At 55.4% G+C, this 23,226-nt stretch carries 20 protein-coding genes; 6 read left to right on the top strand and 14 right to left on the bottom strand.

What is annotated here, in order from left to right; all coding sequences use genetic code 11:
* Window positions 1-170: 170 nt before the first annotated feature.
* Window positions 171-1,487, bottom strand: a complete 1,317-nt coding sequence (locus B7994_RS03305; protein ID WP_088637035.1) for a U32 family peptidase — start codon at window positions 1,485-1,487, stop codon at window positions 171-173.
* 5 nt (window positions 1,488-1,492) lie between these two features.
* Window positions 1,493-3,121 (bottom strand): hypothetical protein, encoded by a 1,629-nt coding sequence (locus tag B7994_RS03300; RefSeq protein ID WP_233142977.1) that lies wholly within the window; start codon window positions 3,119-3,121, stop codon window positions 1,493-1,495.
* Window positions 3,122-3,344: 223 nt separating this feature from the next.
* Between B7994_RS03300 and B7994_RS03295 the strand changes: the two genes are divergently transcribed.
* The 4 genes from B7994_RS03295 (at window position 3,345) to rpsD (ending at window position 11,106) form a co-directional block, all read left to right on the top strand.
* Window positions 3,345-5,315: a carbohydrate-binding domain-containing protein gene (locus tag B7994_RS03295; RefSeq protein ID WP_088637034.1), complete on the top strand. Its 1,971-nt coding sequence runs from the start codon at window positions 3,345-3,347 to the stop codon at window positions 5,313-5,315.
* Between the two features lie 319 nt (window positions 5,316-5,634).
* Complete coding sequence (locus B7994_RS03290; protein WP_158213058.1) at window positions 5,635-8,637, top strand: glycosyl hydrolase family 28-related protein; 3,003 nt, start codon at window positions 5,635-5,637, stop codon at window positions 8,635-8,637.
* A gap of 21 nt (window positions 8,638-8,658) precedes the next feature.
* Complete coding sequence (locus tag B7994_RS03285) at window positions 8,659-10,368, top strand: hypothetical protein (RefSeq protein ID WP_144063725.1); 1,710 nt, start codon at window positions 8,659-8,661, stop codon at window positions 10,366-10,368.
* Between the two features lie 132 nt (window positions 10,369-10,500).
* The gene (gene rpsD / locus B7994_RS03280; RefSeq protein WP_088637031.1) at window positions 10,501-11,106 is read left to right on the top strand and encodes a 30S ribosomal protein S4; all 606 of its coding nucleotides are present in this window, start codon (window positions 10,501-10,503) and stop codon (window positions 11,104-11,106) included.
* Window positions 11,107-11,193: 87 nt separating this feature from the next.
* Here the strand turns inward: rpsD and B7994_RS03275 are convergent, their stop codons facing one another.
* From B7994_RS03275 to B7994_RS03265, 3 genes are read right to left on the bottom strand one after another with little or no spacing between them, the layout of a single operon-like run.
* Window positions 11,194-11,532 (bottom strand): hypothetical protein, encoded by a 339-nt coding sequence (locus B7994_RS03275; RefSeq protein ID WP_088637030.1) that lies wholly within the window; start codon window positions 11,530-11,532, stop codon window positions 11,194-11,196.
* 10 nt (window positions 11,533-11,542) lie between these two features.
* Window positions 11,543-12,130, bottom strand: coding sequence for a hypothetical protein (locus tag B7994_RS03270; RefSeq protein ID WP_088637029.1), 588 nt, complete (start codon window positions 12,128-12,130; stop codon window positions 11,543-11,545).
* Window positions 12,131-12,134: 4 nt separating this feature from the next.
* A complete protein-coding gene (locus B7994_RS03265; RefSeq protein WP_088637028.1) occupies window positions 12,135-12,677 on the bottom strand; it encodes a sulfurtransferase TusA family protein in 543 nt (180 codons plus the stop codon).
* 187 nt (window positions 12,678-12,864) lie between these two features.
* Between B7994_RS03265 and B7994_RS03260 the strand changes: the two genes are divergently transcribed.
* Window positions 12,865-14,424, top strand: a complete 1,560-nt coding sequence (locus B7994_RS03260; RefSeq protein WP_088637027.1) for a glycosyltransferase — start codon at window positions 12,865-12,867, stop codon at window positions 14,422-14,424.
* A 2-nt stretch (window positions 14,425-14,426) separates the two neighbouring features.
* Here the strand turns inward: B7994_RS03260 and B7994_RS03255 are convergent, their stop codons facing one another.
* The 7 genes from B7994_RS03255 to B7994_RS03225 form a co-directional block, all read right to left on the bottom strand.
* Window positions 14,427-14,615 (bottom strand): hypothetical protein, encoded by a 189-nt coding sequence (locus B7994_RS03255; RefSeq protein WP_158213057.1) that lies wholly within the window; start codon window positions 14,613-14,615, stop codon window positions 14,427-14,429.
* Window positions 14,615-14,959: a prepilin-type N-terminal cleavage/methylation domain-containing protein gene (locus tag B7994_RS03250; protein WP_088637025.1), complete on the bottom strand. Its 345-nt coding sequence runs from the start codon at window positions 14,957-14,959 to the stop codon at window positions 14,615-14,617. Before B7994_RS03250 ends, B7994_RS03255 begins: the two co-directional genes overlap by 1 nt.
* Window positions 14,960-14,997: 38 nt before the next feature.
* Window positions 14,998-15,966: a hypothetical protein gene (locus B7994_RS03245; protein WP_088637024.1), complete on the bottom strand. Its 969-nt coding sequence runs from the start codon at window positions 15,964-15,966 to the stop codon at window positions 14,998-15,000.
* Window positions 15,956-17,071, bottom strand: coding sequence for a hypothetical protein (locus B7994_RS03240; protein ID WP_088637023.1), 1,116 nt, complete (start codon window positions 17,069-17,071; stop codon window positions 15,956-15,958). The genes B7994_RS03245 and B7994_RS03240 overlap by 11 nt, the downstream gene beginning before the upstream one ends.
* Window positions 17,071-18,843, bottom strand: coding sequence for a type II secretion system protein GspD (locus B7994_RS03235; protein ID WP_144063724.1), 1,773 nt, complete (start codon window positions 18,841-18,843; stop codon window positions 17,071-17,073). Before B7994_RS03235 ends, B7994_RS03240 begins: the two co-directional genes overlap by 1 nt.
* Window positions 18,844-18,954: 111 nt before the next feature.
* Entirely contained in the window at window positions 18,955-19,494 is a 540-nt protein-coding gene (locus tag B7994_RS03230; protein ID WP_088637021.1) for an alpha/beta hydrolase, read from the bottom strand.
* Window positions 19,495-19,506: 12 nt separating this feature from the next.
* Window positions 19,507-20,151, bottom strand: a complete 645-nt coding sequence (locus tag B7994_RS03225) for an ABC transporter permease (RefSeq protein WP_088637020.1) — start codon at window positions 20,149-20,151, stop codon at window positions 19,507-19,509.
* Between the two features lie 110 nt (window positions 20,152-20,261).
* Between B7994_RS03225 and B7994_RS03220 the strand changes: the two genes are divergently transcribed.
* Window positions 20,262-20,861, top strand: a complete 600-nt coding sequence (locus B7994_RS03220) for a fibrobacter succinogenes major paralogous domain-containing protein (protein ID WP_088637019.1) — start codon at window positions 20,262-20,264, stop codon at window positions 20,859-20,861.
* Between the two features lie 60 nt (window positions 20,862-20,921).
* Here B7994_RS03220 and ettA read toward each other — a convergent pair whose 3' ends face one another.
* A complete protein-coding gene (gene ettA, locus B7994_RS03215) occupies window positions 20,922-22,616 on the bottom strand; it encodes an energy-dependent translational throttle protein EttA (protein ID WP_088637018.1) in 1,695 nt (564 codons plus the stop codon).
* A gap of 89 nt (window positions 22,617-22,705) precedes the next feature.
* The gene (locus tag B7994_RS03210; RefSeq protein WP_088637017.1) at window positions 22,706-23,221 is read right to left on the bottom strand and encodes an OmpH family outer membrane protein; all 516 of its coding nucleotides are present in this window, start codon (window positions 23,219-23,221) and stop codon (window positions 22,706-22,708) included.
* Between the last annotated feature and the right edge of the window lie 5 nt (window positions 23,222-23,226).

Raw genomic sequence — 23,226 nt, 5'->3', positions numbered from 1 at the left:
AGCGATAAGTTTTCGCCCTTGTGGGAATCGAGGAATTTTTTCAAATCCTCCAAGTGTTCCCTAAAAAAGGGAACAATAGCCTTGTCGTCAATTTGGTATAACTCCAACTCGTCTTGCTTTTTTGTCGCTTCATCAACCGCCATGCCACAAATCTATGAATTTGAAGTGTTTTATGCAGTGATTTTCCTTACAAAAAAGCCAAATTCGGCATTTCCTGTGCTCCCAAGCACATCGCCCTGCACGAGAACACGACCTTCCGTACCAGGGTTCAACCTATCGGCAGCAGCACCGCGAAAATCCAAAAGTCCTGCAACCTCACAGGGAGCCATGCCCGAAGGGGTCATCAGTTCAAGCTTATCGTCCATCGAGAACGGATTCTTCACGTTCACACGGAAGGAATTCGAGACCGGATCGTAGTCGAGAACCTGCGCGGCGACACACCCGCCTTGAGCAGCCACATGAGTAGACTCGTAATTTTGCGGCAAGGGCCCCTTCAAGAACCCCGGCATGAACCCGCGACCATCTACAAAGCTTATCGCCCTGCGGGATTCCTGCGGAATGAGTTCCGGAGAGCACTCCGCACCCGATTCCAGCCCCTGCACAGAAGCATCGATTGCCATACGATAGGCGCGCACCACCTGACTCAAGTAGTAAACGGAACGCGTACGGCCCTCAATTTTAAAAGAATCAAGCCCACCTTGAACAAGCGAAGGTATGACATCGAGTGCACAAAGGTCACGGCTACTCATAAAGTATGTGCCCCAGGTATCTTCGTCCAAAGCGACCGGCGGAAGTTCAGGACGATCGGTACGCTGCAAGCTAAATTCACCCTCGTGTTCGCGATAATCTTGAGCCTGCGGGCCAGAATTCGCATAGAGGCGGTAAGGCATACGGCAGCTGTTATCGCAAGCGCCCTGGTTCGCATCGCGGTGCGTAACCCAGTTGCTAAGCATACAACGTCCCGACATAGCCATACAAACTGCACCATGGACGAACACCTCTAGTTCGAGGTCCGGCAACTGTTCCTTTATCTCTAAAATTTCAGACAAACGAAGTTCTCGACTCAAAATAATGCGCCGTACTCCTAGGTCGTACCAAAACTTTGCAGCAAGGTAGTTCGTTGTATTCGCTTGTACAGACAAGTGAATTTCTACATCAGGGCAAGTCTTACGGAGCCAGCCAACAAAGCCTGGGTCTGCCACAATAAGGGCATCGGGCTTAAGTTCTATCGCCTGCAAAAGCGCCTTCTGGAACGCCTCCACCTTTACATTACGGGGAATCACGTTGCTCGTAAGGTAAAACTTTTTCCCGAGGGCGTGCGCGTAAGCGATACCTTCAGCAAGGTCATCGAGGTTCTTGAACCCGTTTTCGCGCGAGCGCAAACTAAACGCAGGTTGGCCCGCATATACGGCATCTGCGCCGTAGGCATACGCGTACTTCATGCGGGTCAAATCACCCGCAGGCGCTAAAAGTTCAGGTTTCTTCATACAAGTCACCACTTAAAGCCGGCGCGGATATACGCCTTGCGGTCATCAATGAAGGTTATCTCGCCCATAAAACTCACATACTGCCCTTCATAACTAATCGCAGGCGTAAGCGAGTATTGCATTTTCGCGCCATCAAGGAACTTCTTTGGAATTTTCATGTGGTTATGGGCCGGAGTCGTATCGTTCACAGCGCTCCCGTAATCCTTACCCTTCCAGAACCAAGTATTGCGAAGCGAAGCATAAATATGCTTATCTAGGCGTGCATAAACATTCCAGTCGATTGTCTGGCTGTTGGGGCCACCCTGGTTCCCAAGCGGGTAACCGAGATGCGCTATCTGCGCCGTATTTTTCACGAAATGCGAATACACATAGGGTTCAACGCGCGCATATTCTGCGAGGGAGCCCACCTCTAGCAAATGCCCCTTCACTATAAAGTCATGGCCCACCTGCGCACCGACCATCCAAGCCCACTTGGCTTCGATGTTATCGTTTTTCACAAGGCTTATGGGCGATTCCATATCGTCCAAGAAAAATTCCGTATAAATTCTCGCCATGTTGAACAATCGGTAGTTAAAGTCAAACGCAAGAGAACCATTATTGGAATTTTCGCTATAGTTACCCTTTTCCATGAACAGCGGCACCGTCGGAACAAAAAGCCAAGGCTTCAGGTTGTCATAGAGAACCGTAAGTTCGCTGATGCCGAAAGTTCCGTTTCCAATAGCAAGTTCATAACGATGGCCGAATATATTGCGGTCTTCCTTATTGTCCATGCTCATGCTATTATTTACAATACGCAGGTCGCCGTAAAAACTGAATACGCGAAGCGGGCCAAACTGCAAATCAACAGAAAGCATGTTATACGGGAGCGCAAACTGGTTCAAGCTCAAGTTGTTGTAGTAGCCAGGGCCCCAGTGCAACACGTCGCGGGCAAGGTCAACGCGAATCCAGTCGTAGTTGAATGCGAAATGCGTACGGTATCGTGCATAGCTAGTGTATTCAACTCCAGAATTATTTTCTTCGCGCTGGACCTCCAAAAATTCTCGGTCCCAAGACCTCGGCTTTACTGCAGAATGGCCTTCATCGTATATGCGGGCATCGAGCACGAATTCTAGCGAATCAGCATAGCCGCGCAGGTAAATACCACCATCGATACTCGGCCAAATGGTATCACCCATCGACTTACCTCTACGGCGGTCGATGTCGTTAACATACTCTCCGGCACGGTAATCAATGCCACCCACCACACTCGTCGCAATACCAAACTTCGGCAGGCGCCCTGCACCAAGGGCTTCTTGATTCTTGACGCAAGCGCTATCGCCCTCATGACACTTAAGTTCAAGCCCTCGCCCGGCAATCGCACCGCCCCGCAAGTTATCGTAATAAAGTAGCGCCTTGCCTTCCGTTTCGGTAAAGTGCCGGATAAACGAAGTATCGCGCCTCGGGTAGGTAAAGAACTGGCGTTCACTGCCCACGGTCTGCCTGTGGTATTCGAACAGCATCGGAGCCATTTCGAGCGTGCGCAAGTTATGCGTGCGTTCCACGCCCACAACAGGAGATGCAGCAAGTGTCTGCAACGGGAGTAGCGACATGAAGGCCGTCGCCAAAGCCAGAGTGCGTGATTTTACAAGAATCATAACCTCAATGTAGTTTTTTTTGATTGCACAAAATGTTGTCAATTTCGCAACAGGATTGTTTTCGTCCGCTTTCGTTCCAAACGGAACAAATCCGCCCAATTATCAATGTAATTTTTTCCAAAAACCGCATAAAATAACCTAAAAAATCGGATAACTCTTGGTAACTTTTTGAATAGAAACGAACCCATTCCGGGTTGTTGTTTGGCAAAAAGGGAAGTTTACCATGATTACAAAAAAACATAAGAGCCTTGCACTTTCTTCTGTTCTCGCATTCGGCCTAATGGCCGCATGTTCCGACGATTCCACGGGCGTACAGGCCCCTGCCGGCGACGGCGCCACCACAGGCAACGAAACGGCAGCCAACATCTGCCTCGCCGAAGGGTACTCCGGCTTCTACGCAGCCGACGGAGCCACAGTCATGTGCCTCGACGCAAGTGGGAATCTCGCCTTCTGGATTAACCCGGACGGCACTATCGGCACGCCCACAGAAGAGGCGCCATCAAGTTCCGCAGCAACGGAATTCCCGCAGGACCCGGGTGCGGCACCGTTGCCTCCCGAAGATATACCCGCCATTCCATCTTCTGCATCAGCCACATGTGATGCCGGTACGGCAACCTTCCTTTACAAGCTTGCAGATGTTTCCTACTACCGCGACACAAATGGAGCGACATTCTTCTTCGATGGCGAATGCAACAAGCAGTTCCTTACAGAAGCTATCGCGTCATCTTCGTCCGAAGCCACAGGCGATGATGCCAGTTCCAGTAGTGTTGCTGGCAGCACACCCACATCTTCTACTGGCAATGTGCTTGCATCTTCCGTCAGCACGGGCAGCGACCCTGTCGTTGAACCCAGCAACGGCAATACCCCCACAATCACCTACGCGGCAAGCGGAGCAACGGTCACAAACAACAATAATTGTGTACAAGTGAACGGCGGCGAAGTCTTGATCACCTGCGCGGGCGACTACGACTTCAGCGGTAGCTACACAGGTAGCGACGCACAGATTCGCGTATACTCCCCCAAGAGTGACAGCGGCGTGTACCTGAACCTGCGCGGGCTCACGCTCACCAACAACACCGATGCGGTCATCTACGTGCAGATGGCGAGCAAGGCATTCGTCGTCGCCAAGAGCGGCACCGAGAACACCCTCTCCGATGCAAGTAACCGCACCAAGACCTTCACCTACGTGAACGCAAGCAACGAGACCAAGGTAGATACCACAAGCGCCTGCATCTACGCGAAGGACGACCTCACCATCAAGGGCGAAGGCACTCTCACCGTGAAGGGCAACTATAACAACGGAATCCATACGAGCAACGACCTACGCTTCCGCGGTGAAACCACCGTGAACGTAACCGCAAAGAACCACGGCCTCAAGGGCAAGGAACTTGTCGATGTCGAAAAGGGCAATATCACCATCACCACGACCAGCGGCGATGGCATCCATGGCGACCTGAACGTAGTCCTGACCGGCGGCAATATCAAGGTCAATGCGGGCGACGACGGCATCCATGCGGATTCCGCGCTGTACCTCTCGGGTTCTACCGTGAACGTCGAGAAGGCAGGCGAAGGCATGGAAGCGTTCTACATCTTCGCCGAAGGCGGTGTCACCGCGACATACGGCACCGATGACGGATGGAATGCCGCAGGCGGTTCTGTCGACGGCTCTACCAGCACGGGCAGCAGCCAAGGCGGCTGGAGCATGGGTGGCGGCATGCAGAGCAGCAGCAAGGGCTACATAGTCATCACCGGCGGCTACCACTATATCAGCGCCTCGGGTAACGACATCGACGTGCTCGACGCGAACGGCACGGCAAAACAGAGCGGCGGCGTAGTCATCGTAGAAATACCTGCAAGTAGCGGCGGAAGCATGGGCGGAAGAGCGCCCGGTGGCAGCAGCAGCGGCGGTTGCTCCATAAACGGCGCCGGTGGCCTCATCGATACCGATAACGGGTTCACCATTACGGGCGGCGTGTTCCTCGGGTTCGGGAACCAGACCGAGGAATACCCCAACTGCAGCGCCACAAGCTACACGGCAGGCACTGCCTACGGGTCTGCAAATGCGGCATTCGCCCCGAAGGGCTCGGGCAGCATGATCCTCTATGGCGGTTCCGTGACCTCCGTGGCACAGGTCAGCACAAGCGGCATGCAGACGCTGGAATTCCCGAACGGGCTCAAGTACTATTATAAATAGGGCGTTTTTCGCAAAAAGTGAGCAAAATCACACGCGCAGATTTTTTACGCCCAAAAGCCTGCCAATTCCCCGTTAAATTTCTATAGTTATAAGCACTCCAAACCAACCCCAAAAGCCAGGCAGCGAAAGTGTTCGCACTTGCATTGCCTGGCTCCTTTTTTTTACCCTTTTTTGCAAGACAGGATTCCTCGTTCCCCGTAAAAAAAGTAATTTAAAGGTGTATGGTACCCCGAACGAGGTTTCAATGTCTTTTTTGCGCTCTTTTTTAACGATACTTTGTACAACAAGCCTTTTCGCTTATGCCCAGGTGGAATTTCCCATGGGCTCCGATGTCGTAAATGTCAAGGAGGAACCCTATAACGCCAAAGGCGACGGCAAGACCGATGATACCGAGGCCATACAGCGTGCCTTGAACGACCATCCGGACGGCGACTACATCATCTACCTCCCGCACGGCATCTACAAGATTTCATCGGCGCTCATGTGGCCTTCGGCCAACGGCAAGCCCGAAAAGGATTACCGCCGCACCATCCTCCAGGGTCAAAGCATGGGCGGAACCATCATCGCCCTCCAGGACGACGTTCCCGGTTTCGAGAACCCGGATTTCCCGCAAGCAGTCATCTACACGGGCGATGGCCCGAACCCGAGGCAGAGAAACTCCATCCGCGACCTCACGCTCCGCACCGGAAAAAAGAATCCGGGCGCCATCGGTATCCGATTCAACGCCGCCATACAGGGAACCATCAACAATGTGAAAGTTTTCTCGGGCGACAGCGCGGGTGTCTACGGTATCGACCTGGGCTTCACCGACAACATCGGCCCCCTGCTCCTCAAGAACGTGGAAGTCGACGGGTTCGACGTGGGCGTCTACACCGCCGGCACATCGAACAGCATGACCTTCGAGCACTTGACTCTCGGCGGCCAGAAAAAATTCGGTCTCGACAACGACGGCCAGATGCTTTCCATCCGTGGGCTTCGCTACAAGGGTGGTTCGACCGCCATCTACAACCATGGGCAGGACGCATCGATGGTCCTCGTAGATGGAACCCTGGAATACGACCCGGGCAAGAAGGCCGCAAAGCCGATTACCGCCATCGTAAACGAAGGGCAACTGTTTGCGCGCGCTGTCGTGGTCAGCAAGTACAAGTCCAAGATAAAGAGCACACACAAGGCCTATAACGAGTCCATATCCAATACCGAGATTGTCGAATTCTCCACGCAGGCGAACCACCAGCTCTGCCACAGTCCCAAGAACTCAATGAAGCTCGCTGTCACCGAGACCCCGAGCAACCCCGAGCAGAAGTCCATGTACTGGACTTCCATCACCGGCGAATACGGAGGCAAGGCGAACGACGGCTCGGACGACTCCAAGGCCATCCAGGACGCCATCGACGACGGTGCCGAGACCATATTCTTCCCACCGGGAGGCCGCTGGACCATCAACCGCGATATCTACCTCAGGAACCGCATCCACAGGCTTATCGGTACCGAAGGAAAGATCGACGGCAAGGGCAAGTTCATCATCGAGGACGGAGCCTTCGTAGACATCACCATCGAGCGCTTTTCCACGTTTGCAAGCGGTATCACGAACCGTTCCAAGCGCACCGTAATTCTCAAGAACATGTACCTCAAGTCGTATGAGTCCGACGACTTCTCCACAGGCGACATCTTCATGGAAGACGTCGCCGTAGGCACCATTCAGACAAGCCAGCAGCGCCTGTGGGGCCGCCAGATTACAATGACGGGCGACACCAAGGGGCCAAAGATCATGAACAACGGCGGGTCCATTTGGATCCTGGGCCTTACCGCAAAAGACGGCAACACGGTCCTCCACAACTTCAACAAGGGTTCCGCGGAACTCCTGGGCGTGAACGTCATTGCAAGCGACAAGGCGAAGAACACCCCGATGTTCATCAACGACAACTCAAGCATCTCCATCGTAGGCCTCAAGGAAACGCTTACCCGCGGGAACCCCTACGCAAAGGTTGTCGAGGAATCCCGTCAGGGCTCGAAGGTTTACTCCCTCAAAAACACGGACCTTCCCCACAACGAGTCGGGCGGAGTGATGATGGCGCTCTACACCGGATACGCCCCCAAGCAGGGTCAGAACGAACCTCCTAAGGCTAGCGTGTCCAGGGAAAACATTCTGGTACAGCCCAACAAGCTACATCTTGTCGGCTCCGTCGAAGACGACGGTCGCGGAGACGGACTCTGCCGCGTTCCCGTGGTCTGGAAAAAGGGCGCAGGCCCCGGAAAGGTATCCTTCTCCGATTCCCTGGAATACGAGACCGACGTGACGTTTACTGCCAGCGGGCGCTACAACCTGCTTTTCAAGGCAAACGACGGATACACCGAAGGTACGGACACAGGCAAGGTTTACGTGTTCGACAAGCGTTACACTACCCTCGACCATAGCGGAGACAATATTCCGAGCGGTCGCGGCATGGACGCCTGGATTTCGCAGTTCGACAACTACTCACCGCACAGCACCGACGAGAACCTGCGCGTGGCAAACGACAAGAACGATGCCGGCAAGATTTACCTCAAGTTCGACCTATCTGCGCTCCCAGGTCCGCTGTTCGACGCGGCCCTCAAGCTAGACTTCGATACCGACTCCATCAAGAAGCCCGTACAGCTCAACATATTCGGCCTGAAGGAGACCTCGAAAGACGCTACCTTCGGCGAGGACAAGCAGGGCATTGACTGGAGGAGCGACGAACTCACCTGGGAAAACGCTCCGGCTAACCTCGACCAGCCCGGCGGACAGTTCAACATCCGCAAGAACTCCGGTGGCGGCATCGACACCAAGTATGCTGACTTCCTCGGAATTATCACCATCAACCCGAAGGCCCCGCTCGGCGCCTTCCTGCGCACTCCAACGCTCACTGAATTCTTCAAGAGGAAACACGCATCCGGACTCTACACGATTATCCTCACCGCAGTTGAACCCGGCGAGACATTTATCAAGTCAAGAAACGCAGGCAAGAATTCTGCGCCTTCGCTCTATGTCGGGTACTACGACAACTCCCGCTCCGTGGGCGGCGAGGCGATGGACGGCGGCTACACGCTCTCTAAGGTGAACATCGACATCGTGAACCTGGAATGCAACTTCGACCTGACCGTGGGCTACCCGCAGTTCGTGCAGATTGAAATCGTGAACGAATCCGGCAAGCGCATGCTCACCGTTGCCGCCCGCGAACTCGCCGGCGAAAAGAAGACCAACTTCAAGTTCAAGGCGAAGGCGTTCCCCACTGGCAAGTACACCCTCAAGATCATCGGCGAGGCATTCAACGCCGAACAGAAGTTCTTTATCCTCAACTAACGCATTTTGACCGGTACGAATATGAATACGAAAATCCTTGCCCTATTTGCAGTAATCCCCGTGTTCTTCGCCTGTAGCGAGACCTCGCACACAAATTCATCGTCCGTTACCGACGACAACGGCAGCTATGCCGAGGACTCGTTCAAGTCCAGTTCTTCGATTAGCGATAGACTGGATATCGACTACCGCGACACACTCACCGCGGGCGACACGATGAATTTCTACATGGAACTCGCGACCTGGGATACCGTCACCATCAAAGGCAAAAAGGATTCCACTGGCAAGAAGGCCAAGGATTCTACCTATATCGAAAAAATCTGCCACGATGACATCGTGTGCCTCGACAGCACCAGCACGACCGTCTCGCTGTTTCTCGGGGACTATCCCAAGGGCACGCGCATAACCGTACTTGCAGCCACTAGCGGCATGGAAAATGACACCATCCGTATCCGAGGCGAAAAGAGCGGCAACCTCCGCACGCTCATGCCCGTGTACAATTCCCAGAAGAAGGATTCCGTCTATAGCAACTACATGGTTCCGGGTTCCGGCGCCGACATGCTCCTAAACAGCTTTATTGCATTCAACGACGACTTCTACTACCTCGACCTCGCAGCAGATTTCGACTCTTCAGCGCACCTGCGCATCAAGGCCGACGTTGATACCGGCTACTACAACTACACGGGCGATTCCGCGCACGTCAGCATTGACCTGCGCGACACCGTACGCGGCATCCTCCTCATCGGCGAGGCCCCGAAGAAAATCGACATCGCCTTCAAGGTCGAAACCGGTTTCAGCGTAAACCTCTCCGTACAGGGCTACAGCATCAACAAGTACGAACTCGTCGACACGGACAAGAACGTCTATTCCCCCGCTACCGACACGCTCGACACTTTGCTTGTCACCAACGATTCTGCCGAATGGACACTGTCGCTGTACCCGAGCAACGTCGTGAGTTTCCTTGACGGGCCGTTCGCGACCTTCGAGGCGGCAACCCGCTTCCGCAGGCTGAACCAGGGCGAATACCTGGCAAACCCCGACTCCATCGTGTACCCCGGCGACACGCTCACCATCGTGCGCCCCGCAAACGACTCCACCAAGTACTACCTGCGCCAGGACCACTACGTGTGGCTCGCCGACCTGAAGAAGGGAGATTCCCTCGTCGTGTACCACGAGATGGACGGTTACTGCAAGTATCTGGAATGCAAGGACACCCCGAGGGCATCGTACTGGCTCATCGACGCCAAGGGCGACTCCGTGGGCACGATTAGCAGCCTTTCCCACAGTTTCAAGGCCAAGAAGGATGGGCCCGTGTACCTGCGCTACCTGCAACTCAACTCCAAGGCCCTTACCGACTCGAACCTCACCCTCAGGACGTTCATCCAGAGGCCCGGGTCGCTTGACTCCCTCAAGTTCTACAACGAGGCAAAGGACGAAACCTACAGCAGCAAGCGCGTGAACCCCGGCGACACCGTAATGCTCTCCGACTTCGCCTTCCAGACCGTCCCCTACAAGACTAGCTACAACGTCAAGTGGTTCGTCCCCTGCGAAGACCTGACCACGCTCGGCAACGCCGCCTACATAAGCCAGCTCGAGAACTGCAAGGGCGAACAGGAAATATCATCCTTCTACCTTATCGCGCAGAAGGATGCCGCCGACAAGGACGCCAGGCTCATCGCCCAAAGCATGGCGGACCCCCTCATGAGGGACACTTTGACCATAAACGTGCGCTAAATTGCCCCTAAAAACGGCAAAAGCCTTGAAATTCGCCCCAGGATTGCTATTTTTGGGGCCTAATCTTGCAAGTCGCGCCAAGCTCTGCCAATTTGCAAGCTGAACCAAAGAGCTTCCTCAAAGAGGTATAATATGTCCTCCTTCCGTGGACCGAAAGGCAAGGTCGCCCGCTCCCTGGGCATTGCCGTTTCTCAGAAGACTCAGAAGGCGCTCGATCGCCGTAACTTCGCTCCTGGCCAGCATGGTCAGAACCGCAAGAAGTCTGCTTCCGTTTACAAGCAGCAGTTGGTCGAAAAGCAGCGTCTCCGTTTCACCTACAACATTTCCGAAGCTCAGCTTGCCAAGGCATACAAGGAAGCTAACCGTCGTGAAGGTTCTGCCGGTGATAACCTGATGATTCTTCTTGAAACCCGTCTTGACGCTCTCGTCTACCGCATGGGTTTCGCCCGTACAATCTTTGCTGCCCGTCAGTACGTTACGCACGGCCACTTCACCGTGAACGGCGTCCGTAGCTTCTCTCCGGCCCGCCAGATCAAGGCCGGCGACGTGATCGCTATCCGCGAGCAGTCCAAGGAACACGTTCAGATCAAGGAAGCCGCTGCCAACGCTCCGGCCGCCCCTGAATACCTGACTGTCGACACGAACAAGATCGAAGGTACGCTCGTGAAGCTCCCGCTCCGCGAACAGATCCCGGTCAAGCTCGAAGAACAGCTCGTCGTGGAATACTACTCCAGGTAGTAGACCTTACAAACGCAAGTTTGGAAAGAAAAACACCCGCAGGCTTGCGGGTGTTTTTCTGTATAAACTAAAATCAAGAAAGAACTATTAAAGCAGGCCCTTCTTTGCGCTCTTCATCAGGTTCTTCACCTGCTTGCTCGTGAGCTGCGGGACTTCGGCATCCTTCTGGGCGCGAGACTTGGGAGCACAATCTTCGCAGTAGTGCTTGATGACCGTCCCGAAACTTGCAGCGCCGTCTGTCCTGTCGGTCTGGCGGCTACGGAAGGCTCGCACAAGCGCCTCCTTGTGGCACTTGTCGCAGATTCCCATCTTGGGTTCTGCCGGCTGCCTGGGCCCGCGGTCTTTCTTAGCCTGGTCGTGGGTCATGGTCCATGCCCTACTCTGGGCGGCAATCTTCCTTGCAAAATTGTCATCTAGTAAGCTCATGATATCTCCTTTATTCTTTAATCTCTTTCAATATACAATCTTCAAGAAACAGTGACTGCAGCGTAATGCACAAAGAGGTGGGTTTGGCATCGTCTGAATACAGGCTACGGGCGAATTTGCCCCTTTCTAGCTGTTTTTCCTTGAAAACCTCCGCATGGGCGGCAAAGTCGAACACTTTCACCCGGTCGGGATACAGCGACTGTAGCCCGCGGATGCGTTCGTTCACAATATCTATCTGGTCGCGGGCATCCGGGAAAAAGTCAGCAGGAATCGTCACCACCATGATGCCAGACTGGGTCTTGTTCACAAGCTCGCTCACAAGGTTCGAGTAGTTCTCGGCAGTCTTCGCGCCATCCCCCGCCTCCTTCCGCAGGTCACGGAGCCCGAGCCCGAGAACGATGCGCCCCGCCTTCTTGCCGATGATGTCAGACGCCGCTCGCTGGATAAGCTGCGGTATGGGAAGCAGCATGGGGGCATTGATGGAAAACTGCATGGGGCGGCTAGGCGCCCTGCAAAGGAGCATCTCGGCACAGCGCGAGGCCACCTCGCCCTGTTCTCCGAAGAGTTCGTCGCCGATTATGAGAATCCTATTTTCCATGCCCTTAATTTACTTTCTTATTATCCGGTTTGACCACAGAAATAGCCCAATAGTTCTGTTTTTTTTCACGGGAGACGATGTGGCAGCCGTCCGCGACCAGCGCTCCGGGGACGTTTTCGACCGGGGAGCCCTCGTCAAGCAGGATTTCCAGAGTCTTGCCAAGCGGATAGCCCGCCATCACGAGCCTGGAGCGCACGGCATTTCCGGGGCATACGACACCCCGCAGGTCCAGCACATCGGGAAAATCTGCAGACAGGCCCTCGGGCAGCGGTCCGGACTTCGCCTGGTCACAGAAGGCGGCAATCGCAGCGCAGTTTGCCTGCGGATCCTCGAGCCACTCCCCCAGCGGGCACCCTGGCAAGCGGGCGGCGACCATCCTTGCAAGAGCCTCCTCGGGTGCAAGAACCACCCCGACAGCCCTGCGGAAGCACTCCACGCAAGCATACGAGACAAGTCTCCGAAGGGCGTCTTCGAACCCAGGTTCACCGCGATGGGCGTCCATCCACCGGCTAAGCGTTATCGTATTGTCAGTTTCCCGTTTATCCATTTTTTTTGCCCAAATTTACAATTTAGTAACGCTTTGTCGGAAAAAGCACAAAATTGGCAATTTTTGTAAAAAATGTCGTTTTTATCAACATTTTTCGCATAAAAAATAGCAACGAAATATGGCAAAATAGCCTAATGGTTTCTATATTTGGCGCCAAGCATTCAATTATGCAAAGGTTTTTAAAACGATGAATACTTTCCTTCTCTACGCAATGTTCGTAGTCTATGTCATCGCCGGCGTGGGATTGGTGATTTACGGTTTTAGTTGCTACTACAGCATATACCTGTTCCTCAAGAACAGTCGCCATACAAGACTCACCGACCGCAAGAATATCCTCAAGTTCTACCGCGAGCATTCCATCAACGAGCTCCCTCAGGTCACGACCCAGCTCCCCATCTTCAACGAAGCGAACTGCGTCGAACGCCTTCTCGAGGCCGTGTGCGCCATCGACTACCCGAAGGACAAGCACGAGATCCAGGTGCTGGACGACTCCACCGACGAGTGCTACGAAGTCGCCAAGAAGAAGGTCGAAGAACTTGCCGCCAAGGGCTACGACATCAAGCTTATCCACCGCACGAACCGTTCCGAATACAAGGCCGGCGCCCTCAAGGAAGCCATGGCCGTCGCGAAGGGCGATTTCCTCGCCATCTTCGACGCGGACTTCGTGCCCGAGAAGGACTTCCTCCTCAAGACCATCCCCTACCTGGTGATGGACGACCAGATTGGTCTGGTCCAGGGCCGCTGGGGCCACTTGAACCGCACGGAATCCGGTCTTACGCTCGCCCAGTCCATCGGTATCGACGGTCACTTCGTGGTGGAACAGTCCGCCCGTAGCTGGGGTAAGCTGTTCATGAACTTCAACGGTACCGCAGGCGTGTGGCGCAAGCAGGCCATCTACGGCGGTGGCGGCTGGGAAGGCGACACGCTGACCGAAGACATGGACCTTTCTTACCGTTCTCAGCTCGCTGGTTGGAAGATGAAGTTCGTGTTCGACGTGATCGTTCCGGCCGAACTCCCCAACGACATCAACGCGTTCAAGGCACAGCAGTTCCGCTGGGCAAAGGGTTCCATCCAGACGGCCATCAAGATTCTGCCGCGCGTGCTCAAGGCCAAGGTTCCTCTCCGCGTAAAGATTGGCGCCATCCTCCACACGACGCACTACTCCATCCACCCCTGCATGCTCTTTACCGCACTCTGCGCCTGGCCTCTGCTCGCATTCTTCGACCCGGTCGCGCACATCCCGAACTGGGGCTACACCGTCGGTTTCAGCTTTATCTTCCTTGCCGCTATCGCTCCTTCCGTTCTTTACTTCGTGGCACAGCGCTGCTCCGGCTACACCGGCTGGAAGATCCGCCTGCTTAGCCTCCCCATCCTCATGGCGCTTGGCGTAGGCATCGCAGTCAGCAACTCCCGCGCAGTGTTCTCCGCAGTAATCGGCTCCAAGGGCAGCTTCGTCCGCACCCCGAAGAGCGGCGGATCCAAGAAGAAGGCCAAGAGCCACTACGCACAGAAGTTCCCGTGGCAGGCCGTCATCGAACTGGGTGTCGGAGTCTACTGCATCTTCGGTCTTCTCGAATACATCGGCGCCCAGAAGTTCATTATCGGACCGTTCCTCGCCCTCTACGCAGTCGGATTCCTCTCTGTGGGCGTACTCAGCTTTATGCACTACATAAGCAACCTCATCGAGATGCACAGGGTCCGCAAGGAAGCCCGCAAGGCCGAAAAGGAAGCCCTGCAGGCAGCATAAACCTACAGACGATTAGCATTTGGGCATCCGCGAATTTCGCGGATGCTTTTTTGCATCTGGAGCAGGCGTTCGGAAGTGGCCGCAGCGTAGGCATCGCGGCTGGCGACGTACCCGCGGTAAAACGAGCCGTACATGCCGAGGGCGACGGACACGAGTATGCCGGCGGTGGCGAGCGCCACCATGAGTTCCATCAGCGTGAAGCCCTTGCGCATCGCACAAGCCTCCTCAACGTGAAGTTACCTGAATGGACCTCGACCCACTGGAGGGCGCGAGGCCCTGGGAGCAGGAAGGTTTCTGCACGCATTAGGACTGTGTCGGTGCAGGGCGAGAGCGATACGGCGATGGAATCGAGGTAAGCTACAGCGGCAACGGCGGAGTCGGCACGGGCTATTTCGGCGGAAGAGACGCGGTTGAAGGCGCCGGCGTAGTGCCCGAGCGCCACCGCGCCGGCAGCAAGGACGGCGAGCGCGACGAGGACTTCTAGGAGGGTAAAACCATTCCGTTTATCGAGGGCAATGTCTTTATTTTGGGACATAAATGTGTCGTTTGCCACGGGATGTCTATCACAGGATATCACTTTGCGGCCCTCCGGAAGACGACGTTCTCCCCGTCGAAGAACGCAGGCAGGAGCGCTTGGGACGAGTCGCGCACGGTTCCGGGGAACGCGGCTCCGGCGAGGCTGTCGGGAGTATCCACCACCACGTTACCGCCCGGTGCCGCGAGCACGCCCGCGAACGCGGCGTGCCCTGCAAGCGTCACGCTGCAGTCCCCGGAACCGACGGCAACCGCCACACTCGGGAACACGGCGCGCACACGGTCGCCGATTGTCACGTCTTTGCGGGCATAGAGCATTCCCGAAAACTGCACGCGGGAATTGGCCTCGATGGACCCGCCGGAATACACCTCCAGGCGGGTAGCGGAAACTTCCCCGCCGAGGCGGATGTCGCCATCCGCAAAGATGCGCAAGGTATCAAATCGGGCGCGCCCCTTCACGTTCACAGAGCCATCGACAATGAAGGCCGCAGAAGGGACATGCGTATCAAAATCAAGCGTAAGGTCGCCATCGCTTACATGCAACGCGACGGAAGAATCAAGCCGAAAGAAGCGCCTGTTGCCCGAAACCTCGCGGAATCCGGGCGAGCCGCCGATGCGTTCCCGCAAGTCGCTGCGGTATGCAGAAAGCGCCGTAAACCATTCCTCAAAGCGTCTGCGCGTATACCGCGTGCCGTATTCTGCACAAAGTAAGCCATCCCGTACGGAGGCCGTAGGCGTTTTGTGCGCCATCGGGGCACACATAAGGCCCCACGGGCCATCGAGTTCGGCACTCACATGCGGGAGCCCCACAAAGAATCCGTCAGGGAATCCTGATAGATTCGCAATGATAGCCGATTCAGCATCGTAAACCGCCTGCACGTCTGCAACATAGCGCGCCGTCTGGCGTGAAAGCCCTCCGGAAATGCGCAACAGTCCCGCATAGAGGATTGTCAGCGCAAGGATAATCACAAGAATGAAGGTAAGGGCAAAACCCCGCTTATCGCCCATTGTATACCTCCACGCGATTCTCTCCGCACACCAATACCGCATTGTCCTTACCGATGTCTGCCACCTTGTAATTGCCGGCAGAATCGCCCATACGAAGCCAAGCGCGTTCTCCCCCGTCAATGCTCGCCTGCACCAGACGCCCTTCGACCACCCCATACAACTTTATAACAGGCATAGAACATTCTGGAACCGTGACATTTGCGCGTACATTTTTTGCACGCGGTTTTTCTTCATCAAACTTTTCGACTACTTCCGTTTCGTACGGGTCTTCGCCGCCAACACCCAAGACATACTCCGGTACCGGCGACAAATCCGGAACCGGCCTCGTATATGCAATCCCATTGTCAAAGAAGGTTACGCCGCCCGCAAACGCGAAAGCCATCCCGATCAGAGTTGCCAAGACGATTTTCCTTTTCGCACGGGGTTTCAGGCCAGCGCATTCGTCAAGGTCCACCGCCTTCCAGAACGGATCTTTGCGTGCGCGTCGTCGCCATTCACGATGATCCCGCTCTCCGGCGCCGTCGACGCAGACCAGCCGCTTGCACCAGGTTTCCGCTCTCGAGAACAGGTCGTCGCGCCTCAGGAATTCGTCGAAGCGTTCGAGCCTCTCCCCTGCCGCGGCCGCATCGCACCCAGGTTCGCAAGTCCAGTGGCAAAGCCGTCCTTCGAAAAAGACGAGAATGTAAAGAGCGCCTTTATCTAGGAATGCGAAGCGGCAGTTCCCGCAACTTTCGCGCAGGCTACTCCCGCAACAAGCACTTTCGCCACCGGCACACTCCCCTTCACGCATTAGTTTATCTGCACATCCGTAAAATTCGGCAACTCGCGGGAGAACGCGGTCAAAATTTTTCCGGTAGGCACCCAGGGCCACGTCGGGGCGCATCACGAGATACCGGTGTTTTCGCCCATCCGTGCTGTTGAAACTCACCATTTCGCGGAATATCGGCCATGCCGCGCATTCTCCGTTCCGGCAAGCTTCCGCGACAGTCGGAAAATCCTCGGCGAAACGCGCGTGCGAGGTCTTTGAATCGAGAACCCCGTCAAAGCCCGTCACGACCTCCCACGTCCAGAGGTGCGCATCGACAGCAGCCACACGCGTCCACATCAGAAATTCACCTCGGGCGTGATGAAGATGGCCAGTTCGCTCTCGTCGTCAACCTCGCTCACGTAACTGAACAGCTTGCCGATAAACGGGATGCTCCCGAGGAACGGCACCGCCGTGCGCACCTCCGACTTGCCCTTCCGTACGAGGCCGCCCAGGCAAAGCGTCTCGCCGTTTTTCAGCGTGACAGTCGTCTTCAGGTTTCGCGTGCTGATGTCCCGCGGGCCATCCCCGCTCGAGCGCCCCGCCGTCTTGATTTCGGGCGAAATGTTCAGCGTGATGCTCCCGCCCTGCGTCACGGTCGGCGTGATTTCGAGCGAGATGCCGTCATTGAAACTGCGGTAATCCGTAATCGGGTAGCCATCGGCAGAAACCTGACTCACCAGGTAATACACCGTATTCGTCACGTTGAGTTCCGCCTTGTTCCCGTTGAGCGTCGTGAGCCGCGGGCGCGCAAGGATTTCGGCCCTGTTGTTCTCTTCCATCGCAGATAGTTCCATCTCGAAACGCGCCGGGAGAATCCCGATTTTCCCGAACGCGCCCGAGGCGGAAACGTCCTTCCCCATAAAATCCCAGAACCCGCGCACGCCCAGGTCGTTCTCGCCCGTCTTGCGCGTAGAGCCGCTGTGGAGCCCGATTTCAAAGTTGCGCCCGCGCTTGAGTTCCACGATTACGCACGAGATGGTCACCTGCATGGCGGGCTTGTCCAGGTTTTCAAGGATGGCGATTGCCTCCGCAATTTCTGTGGGCGAGCCGCGCAGCATCAGCGCATTCTGTTCCTTCACTTCCGACACGACAAGCCCCGAACCCGGCAACAGTTTGGAAAGTTGCGGCACGAGTGACTCCGGCGTCGTTGCCTTCAGCGGGTAAAGTTCCGTTCGCGAGAGCACGTTTTTCGCCCCGCGCTCTGTTACAAACAAAGTATTCGAGTTCAACGCATAGGTGTAGCGGCTCCCGCGAAAGAGCGACTGCAGGAGATTCGCCAGCGGGGCGCGTTCAAAACGCATCTGCGAAGTTTCATGCACATCGCCGTACAAGACCAGATTGAGGTTGGCCACCCGCGCAAATTCCTTGAGGAAAACGTCCAGCGACGTGCCATCCAGTTCCACAGAATAGAGGGAATCGTCTACGGCGATATCGGGCACAGAGCCGCTCGCACCCGCGCCACCCACAGGCGTATTGCGAGAGCGCTCCACACGGTAACAATCCGCATCACGCCGCACGCGGAAGCCATGTATTTCAAGGATTGTCCGGAGCGCCGTTACTGCGGGTACCGCCGAAAGCCTCCCGGAAATTTCTCCTGAAACATCGGGCGCGGCAAGCACATTCAAGCCCGTATTCGCAGAAAAATCCCGGATAAAGTCCCGCACGTCACGCCGTTCCACCGCCAGCGTGACTAGCGAATCCGCAATCCGGAAGTAATTTTCGCCATGATCCACCCGCTTGCGAATGCGCAACACCGAGCCATCGCGAAAAACCTCCAGCCCGAGGGTAGAGCACAGCGACGTGAGCCCCTCCAGGAGTCCCACGCCATCGAGATGGAACGTAACCTTATTCTCGATTCCGCCATCAACAAGGACAGGCACACCGTACGCCAGCGAAACCGAACGCGCCACCTCCTGGATATTCGCATCCACGAAATCAAGCGAAACCTTGTCGGGCACGTCGCGCTCAGCGCACCACGCGCGCCCCAGGCAAAGAAGTAAAACAATAACGAGGCAAGCTACCGCGGGCATAAAGCAGCCACGGCTTTCCTCCATGTTTTTACGAGGCACAAGGCCTCCCAGATTTTTAAGATATATAAATAAAGGGCGTCACTCGACAGCCGACACAACCCGAAACGGGTTGGAAACAATCTACAAAAAAATTTTCAGGAAAACCAGTCCCTACAGAATTTTTTCAAATTCCTTCAGGAGGGCTCGGCCTTCTTCCCATTCGCCGAGGTTCGTAAGCGCATTGATATGCCCCTTGCGACCCACGTCAAAGAACATCGAGCCCCACGCCTCCGCAAACATACGCGCACGTTCGATAGTCACGTACTCGTCGTTCTCGCTTGCGACAACACACGAAGGCACCGGCAGCTTCTCCAGAGGCATCGGCGCAAAGTCCTCGACAATGTCAATCGTTTCGACATCCGCAGGCGCAACAAGAAACACGCCCTTGACACAGCCGGGCAGGCGTTTTTCGGCCGCCACCTTCTGCAGCCAAATGACCGTCGTCGCAACCCCCAGGCTATGCGAGACAATAATCGTATCGGACTTGAGCGAAGACACCGCCTTGTCGAGCGTATCGACCCACTCCGCCTTCTTGGGGCCCTCCCAGCTACGCTGCTGGACACGGCTTGCATCGGGCAGGCTCTTTTCCCAATAAGTCTGCCAATGATCGGGGCCAGAATTACCGTAACCGGGAACGATAAGGTAGTGCATGAGAGACCTATCTTACATGCTCGCAAACTTGCGCATGCAGACAAACGACGTAAAGGCGCACACCGCAACAGATACCACCAGGACCGCCGCCGGAACGGCAACGCCCTGCAAGAAAGCCTCGTAACTGAGCTGCACCAACAAAAGGAGCGGCACGATAAAGAACAGCGAGAACTGCGTCGCCGCACGCACCGTCTTCATGCGCAGGGAAAGTACCAGCGAGAACGACGTCGTGAGAAGCACCGCGGAGACCGCCCCGAGAATCGAGGCGATTGCCGCCGTCGATGGAATCTCGGGATGCGCAAACCAGTAGGCAACCTGCGCCAGAATAGCGAACAGCACCGGGAACGGGAGAATCGCCAGAAGCTTGCCCCAGAAGAGGCTCGTCGGCGCAATCGGGGAAAGTTGCAAAAGTTCAAGCGAGTTGCGCTCGCGCTCGCCCGCAAAACTGTCAGCCGCAAGGGGCGCACCCATCGGCGCCATCAGGCAACCGAGCAGGAGCATCATGTAGCCTTCCATGCCCTGCATAATCTGCCCGCCGTAACGCGACACCGCAATCGCCTGGCTCGCCGCGAGAATCACCGGCGGGATGATGAACGGAATCCAGAAACGCGGTTCCCGGAAAATCAGGCGAATTTCATGTCTAAAAACGTGGATCATGGGTGTAGCAGGGAAAAGATAACTTAATATAGGCCCTAACATTCGTGTTACGATATTTTTTCCCTAAAAAAGCATATATTAAGAGAAAAGCAAATCCAGGAAGTAAAGCCATGAAAAAAATTCTCATTATCCTTATTATTGCGGCTGTCGCTTTTGTTGCAAAAAACGAACTGGGCAAGAAAAAATTCAGCGAAACCATGACGGACACTCGCGATGGCAAAGTTTACGGAATAGCAAGGATTGGGAACCAGGTATGGATGGCCGAGAACCTGAATTACGAAATAACAGAGAAACTCTGCCATGGGGGAACAGCGATCTGTAACTGTTGCCTGGATGACAAGAAAAGAAACTGTGACAAGTACGGACGCACATATGCCTGGAACGAAGCCATGAAGGCATGCCCAACCGGCTGGCATCTGCCGGCAAAATGGGAATGGGACAAGCTGGTTGAGACGGCTGGGGGCGAGCTGGAGGCAGGCAAGGCACTCAAGTCAACAAGTGGCTGGCGTTTTAGGGGGGATGGCGAGGATACCTACGGTTTCTCCGCTCTCCCATCAGACGGACGCGGCCAATGGGCGGTGTTCTGGACTTCTTCCGAAATCAACAGCGATGTTGCCCAAAGCGTGGCCATAGGCCATGACTTCAATGGAATGGGAGAAGGAGAAAGCGACAAGAACTTTCTCTTTTCCATCCGTTGCATCAAGGACTAGTTTCGGCACATACACAAAAAAGGCGACCCCGGCACTGTGGCCGGGGTGACACTCTGAAAATTATTGTCTCGTGAGAGTCTTGTACTTGATGGGCTTCGGATTGTCGGCATCTTCGCCCAAGCGCTTGCGGCGGTCGGCTTCGTACTCGCTCCAGTTGCCTTCGAACCACACCACCTTCGAATCGCCTTCGTAAGCGAGGATGTGCGTGGCGATGCGGTCCAGGAACCAGCGGTCATGCGAGATAATCACGGCACAGCCTGCGAACTTGAGGATTGCCTGTTCCAGGGCCTGCAACGTTTCGATGTCCAAGTCGTTCGTCGGTTCGTCAAGGAACAAGAGGTTGCCCGGCTTCTGCAGGTTCTTCGCCATGAGCACGCGGTTGCGTTCACCGCCCGAAAGCGTCGTGAGCTTTTTCTGCTGGGCGGCACCCGTGAAGTTGAAGAGTCCGCAGTAGGCGCGGCCGTTCATCTTGCGGTCACCCACCATAATCTCGTCGTTGCCGCCGGTGATTTCTTCCCACACGGTCTTGGAGTCGTCGAGGCTATCGCGGCCCTGTTCCATGCTGATGATTTCGACAGTTTCGCCAATCTTGAGCGTACCGCCATCGGGCTTTTCCTGGCCCATAATCATCTTGAACAACGTTGTCTTACCTGCACCGTTCGGGCCAATAATGCCTACGATGCCGGAGCGCGGCAAGCTGAAGTTCAAATCGTCGAACAGCACCTTTTCGCCAAAGGCCTTCTGCAAGTGTTCCGCCTGGATAACGATATCGCCCAAGCGCTTGCCGTTCGCAATGTGGATCTGCGCCACCTTGATCTGCTCGCGGGAATCTTCGGCGAGCAATTCCTCGTAAGCCTTGAGACGGGCCTTGCTCTTGGCCTGACGCGCCTTCGGGCTCTGCTTGACCCATTCCTGTTCGCGGGCCAAACGCTTCTGCCTGTCGGATTCGCCCTTCTCTTCGCCGCGGAGGCGTTCGAGTTTCTGGTCAAGCCACTGGGCGTAATTGCCTTCCCAAGGAATGCCGCGGCCGCGGTCAATTTCCAAAATCCAGTTCGTCACGTTGTCGAGGAAGTAACGGTCGTGCGTCACCAAAATCACGGAGCCTTTGTATTCGCGGAGGTGGCGTTCGAGCCAGGCTACCGTTTCGGCATCCAGGTGGTTCGTCGGCTCGTCGAGCAAGAGCAAATCCGGTTCTTCAAGGAGCAGGCGGCAGAGGGCCACACGGCGCTTTTCACCGCCGGAGAGGTTCGTCACCGGCCAGTCGCCCGGCGGGCAACGGAGAGCATCCATTGCAATTTCGATATTGCGGTCAAGGCTCCACAAGTCCTGCGCGTCGATGATGTCCTGGAGCTTTGCCTGTTCGTCGAGGAGCTTGTTCATCTCGTCGTCTTCCATGGGTTCGGCGAACTTCATGGAAATCTCGTTGAAGCGGTCGAGCACGGCCTGCTTCTTGGCCACAGCCTGCATCACGTTTTCCTTGACGGTGAGGTTCGGGTCAAGTTGCGGTTCCTGCGGCAGGTAGCCTGCGGTGCGGCCCGGTTCAATCCAGGCTTCGCCCTGGAATTCCTTGTCGATGCCCGCCATAATGCGCAGCAGCGTCGACTTACCGGCACCGTTCTGGCCGATGATGCCAATCTTTGCGCCGTAGTAGAAGCTCAAGGAAATGTCCTTCAGCACCTCCTTGTTAGGCGGGTACGACTTGGTCATCTTGTACATGTAGAAAACAAATTTTTCTGCTTTATTCTGTTCGGCCATAAGGGCTCCAGGGGGTTATAAATGTTTAGTTCCTTCGACGGAGTTTACCCTGAGCCAGTCGAAGGGCTCAGGATGACACATTCATATCATTAACGATTGTTCAGATAATCAAGAACCTTGTTGGTCAGGTCGTTCTCTTTCTTCCAGAAGAGCACGGAGCCTGTCGCGCGGTCCACGACCATGTCGTAGCCTTCCTGCAGGGCAATTTCATTAACTGCCTTGCGGATAAGCTGGATAATCGGAGCGCTCACCTTCTCGTTCTGCGTGATGAGCTCGCCCTTGCGGCCATACACGCGATCGATAAAGGACTTGAGTTCCATATCCTTCTTGTTGTATTCGGCCTCGAGTTCGCGCTTTTTCTCGTCGCTGAGCATCAGCATCTGCTTATCGAGTTTTTCCTTGATTGCAGAAAGTTCCTTCTGCAACAGGTTCGCCTGCTGCTCCCACTTGGCCACCTGGCGGTCGTATTCTTCCTGCGCCTTCTTGGTGCCCTTGTAGCCGTCAAAGATGAGCTTGGAATCCACATGCGCGATACGCAAGCCATCTTCGGCAAAGCTCGCACATGCGAACACCATCATCAAAGCGATTAGAAACTTACGAATCATAGAGC

This window comes from Fibrobacter sp. UWR2 (genome assembly GCF_002210285.1).
Classification (GTDB): domain Bacteria; phylum Fibrobacterota; class Fibrobacteria; order Fibrobacterales; family Fibrobacteraceae; genus Fibrobacter.
The sequence above is the reverse complement of the archived record's forward strand: the minus strand, read 5'-3'. Positions and strand labels throughout refer to the sequence as shown.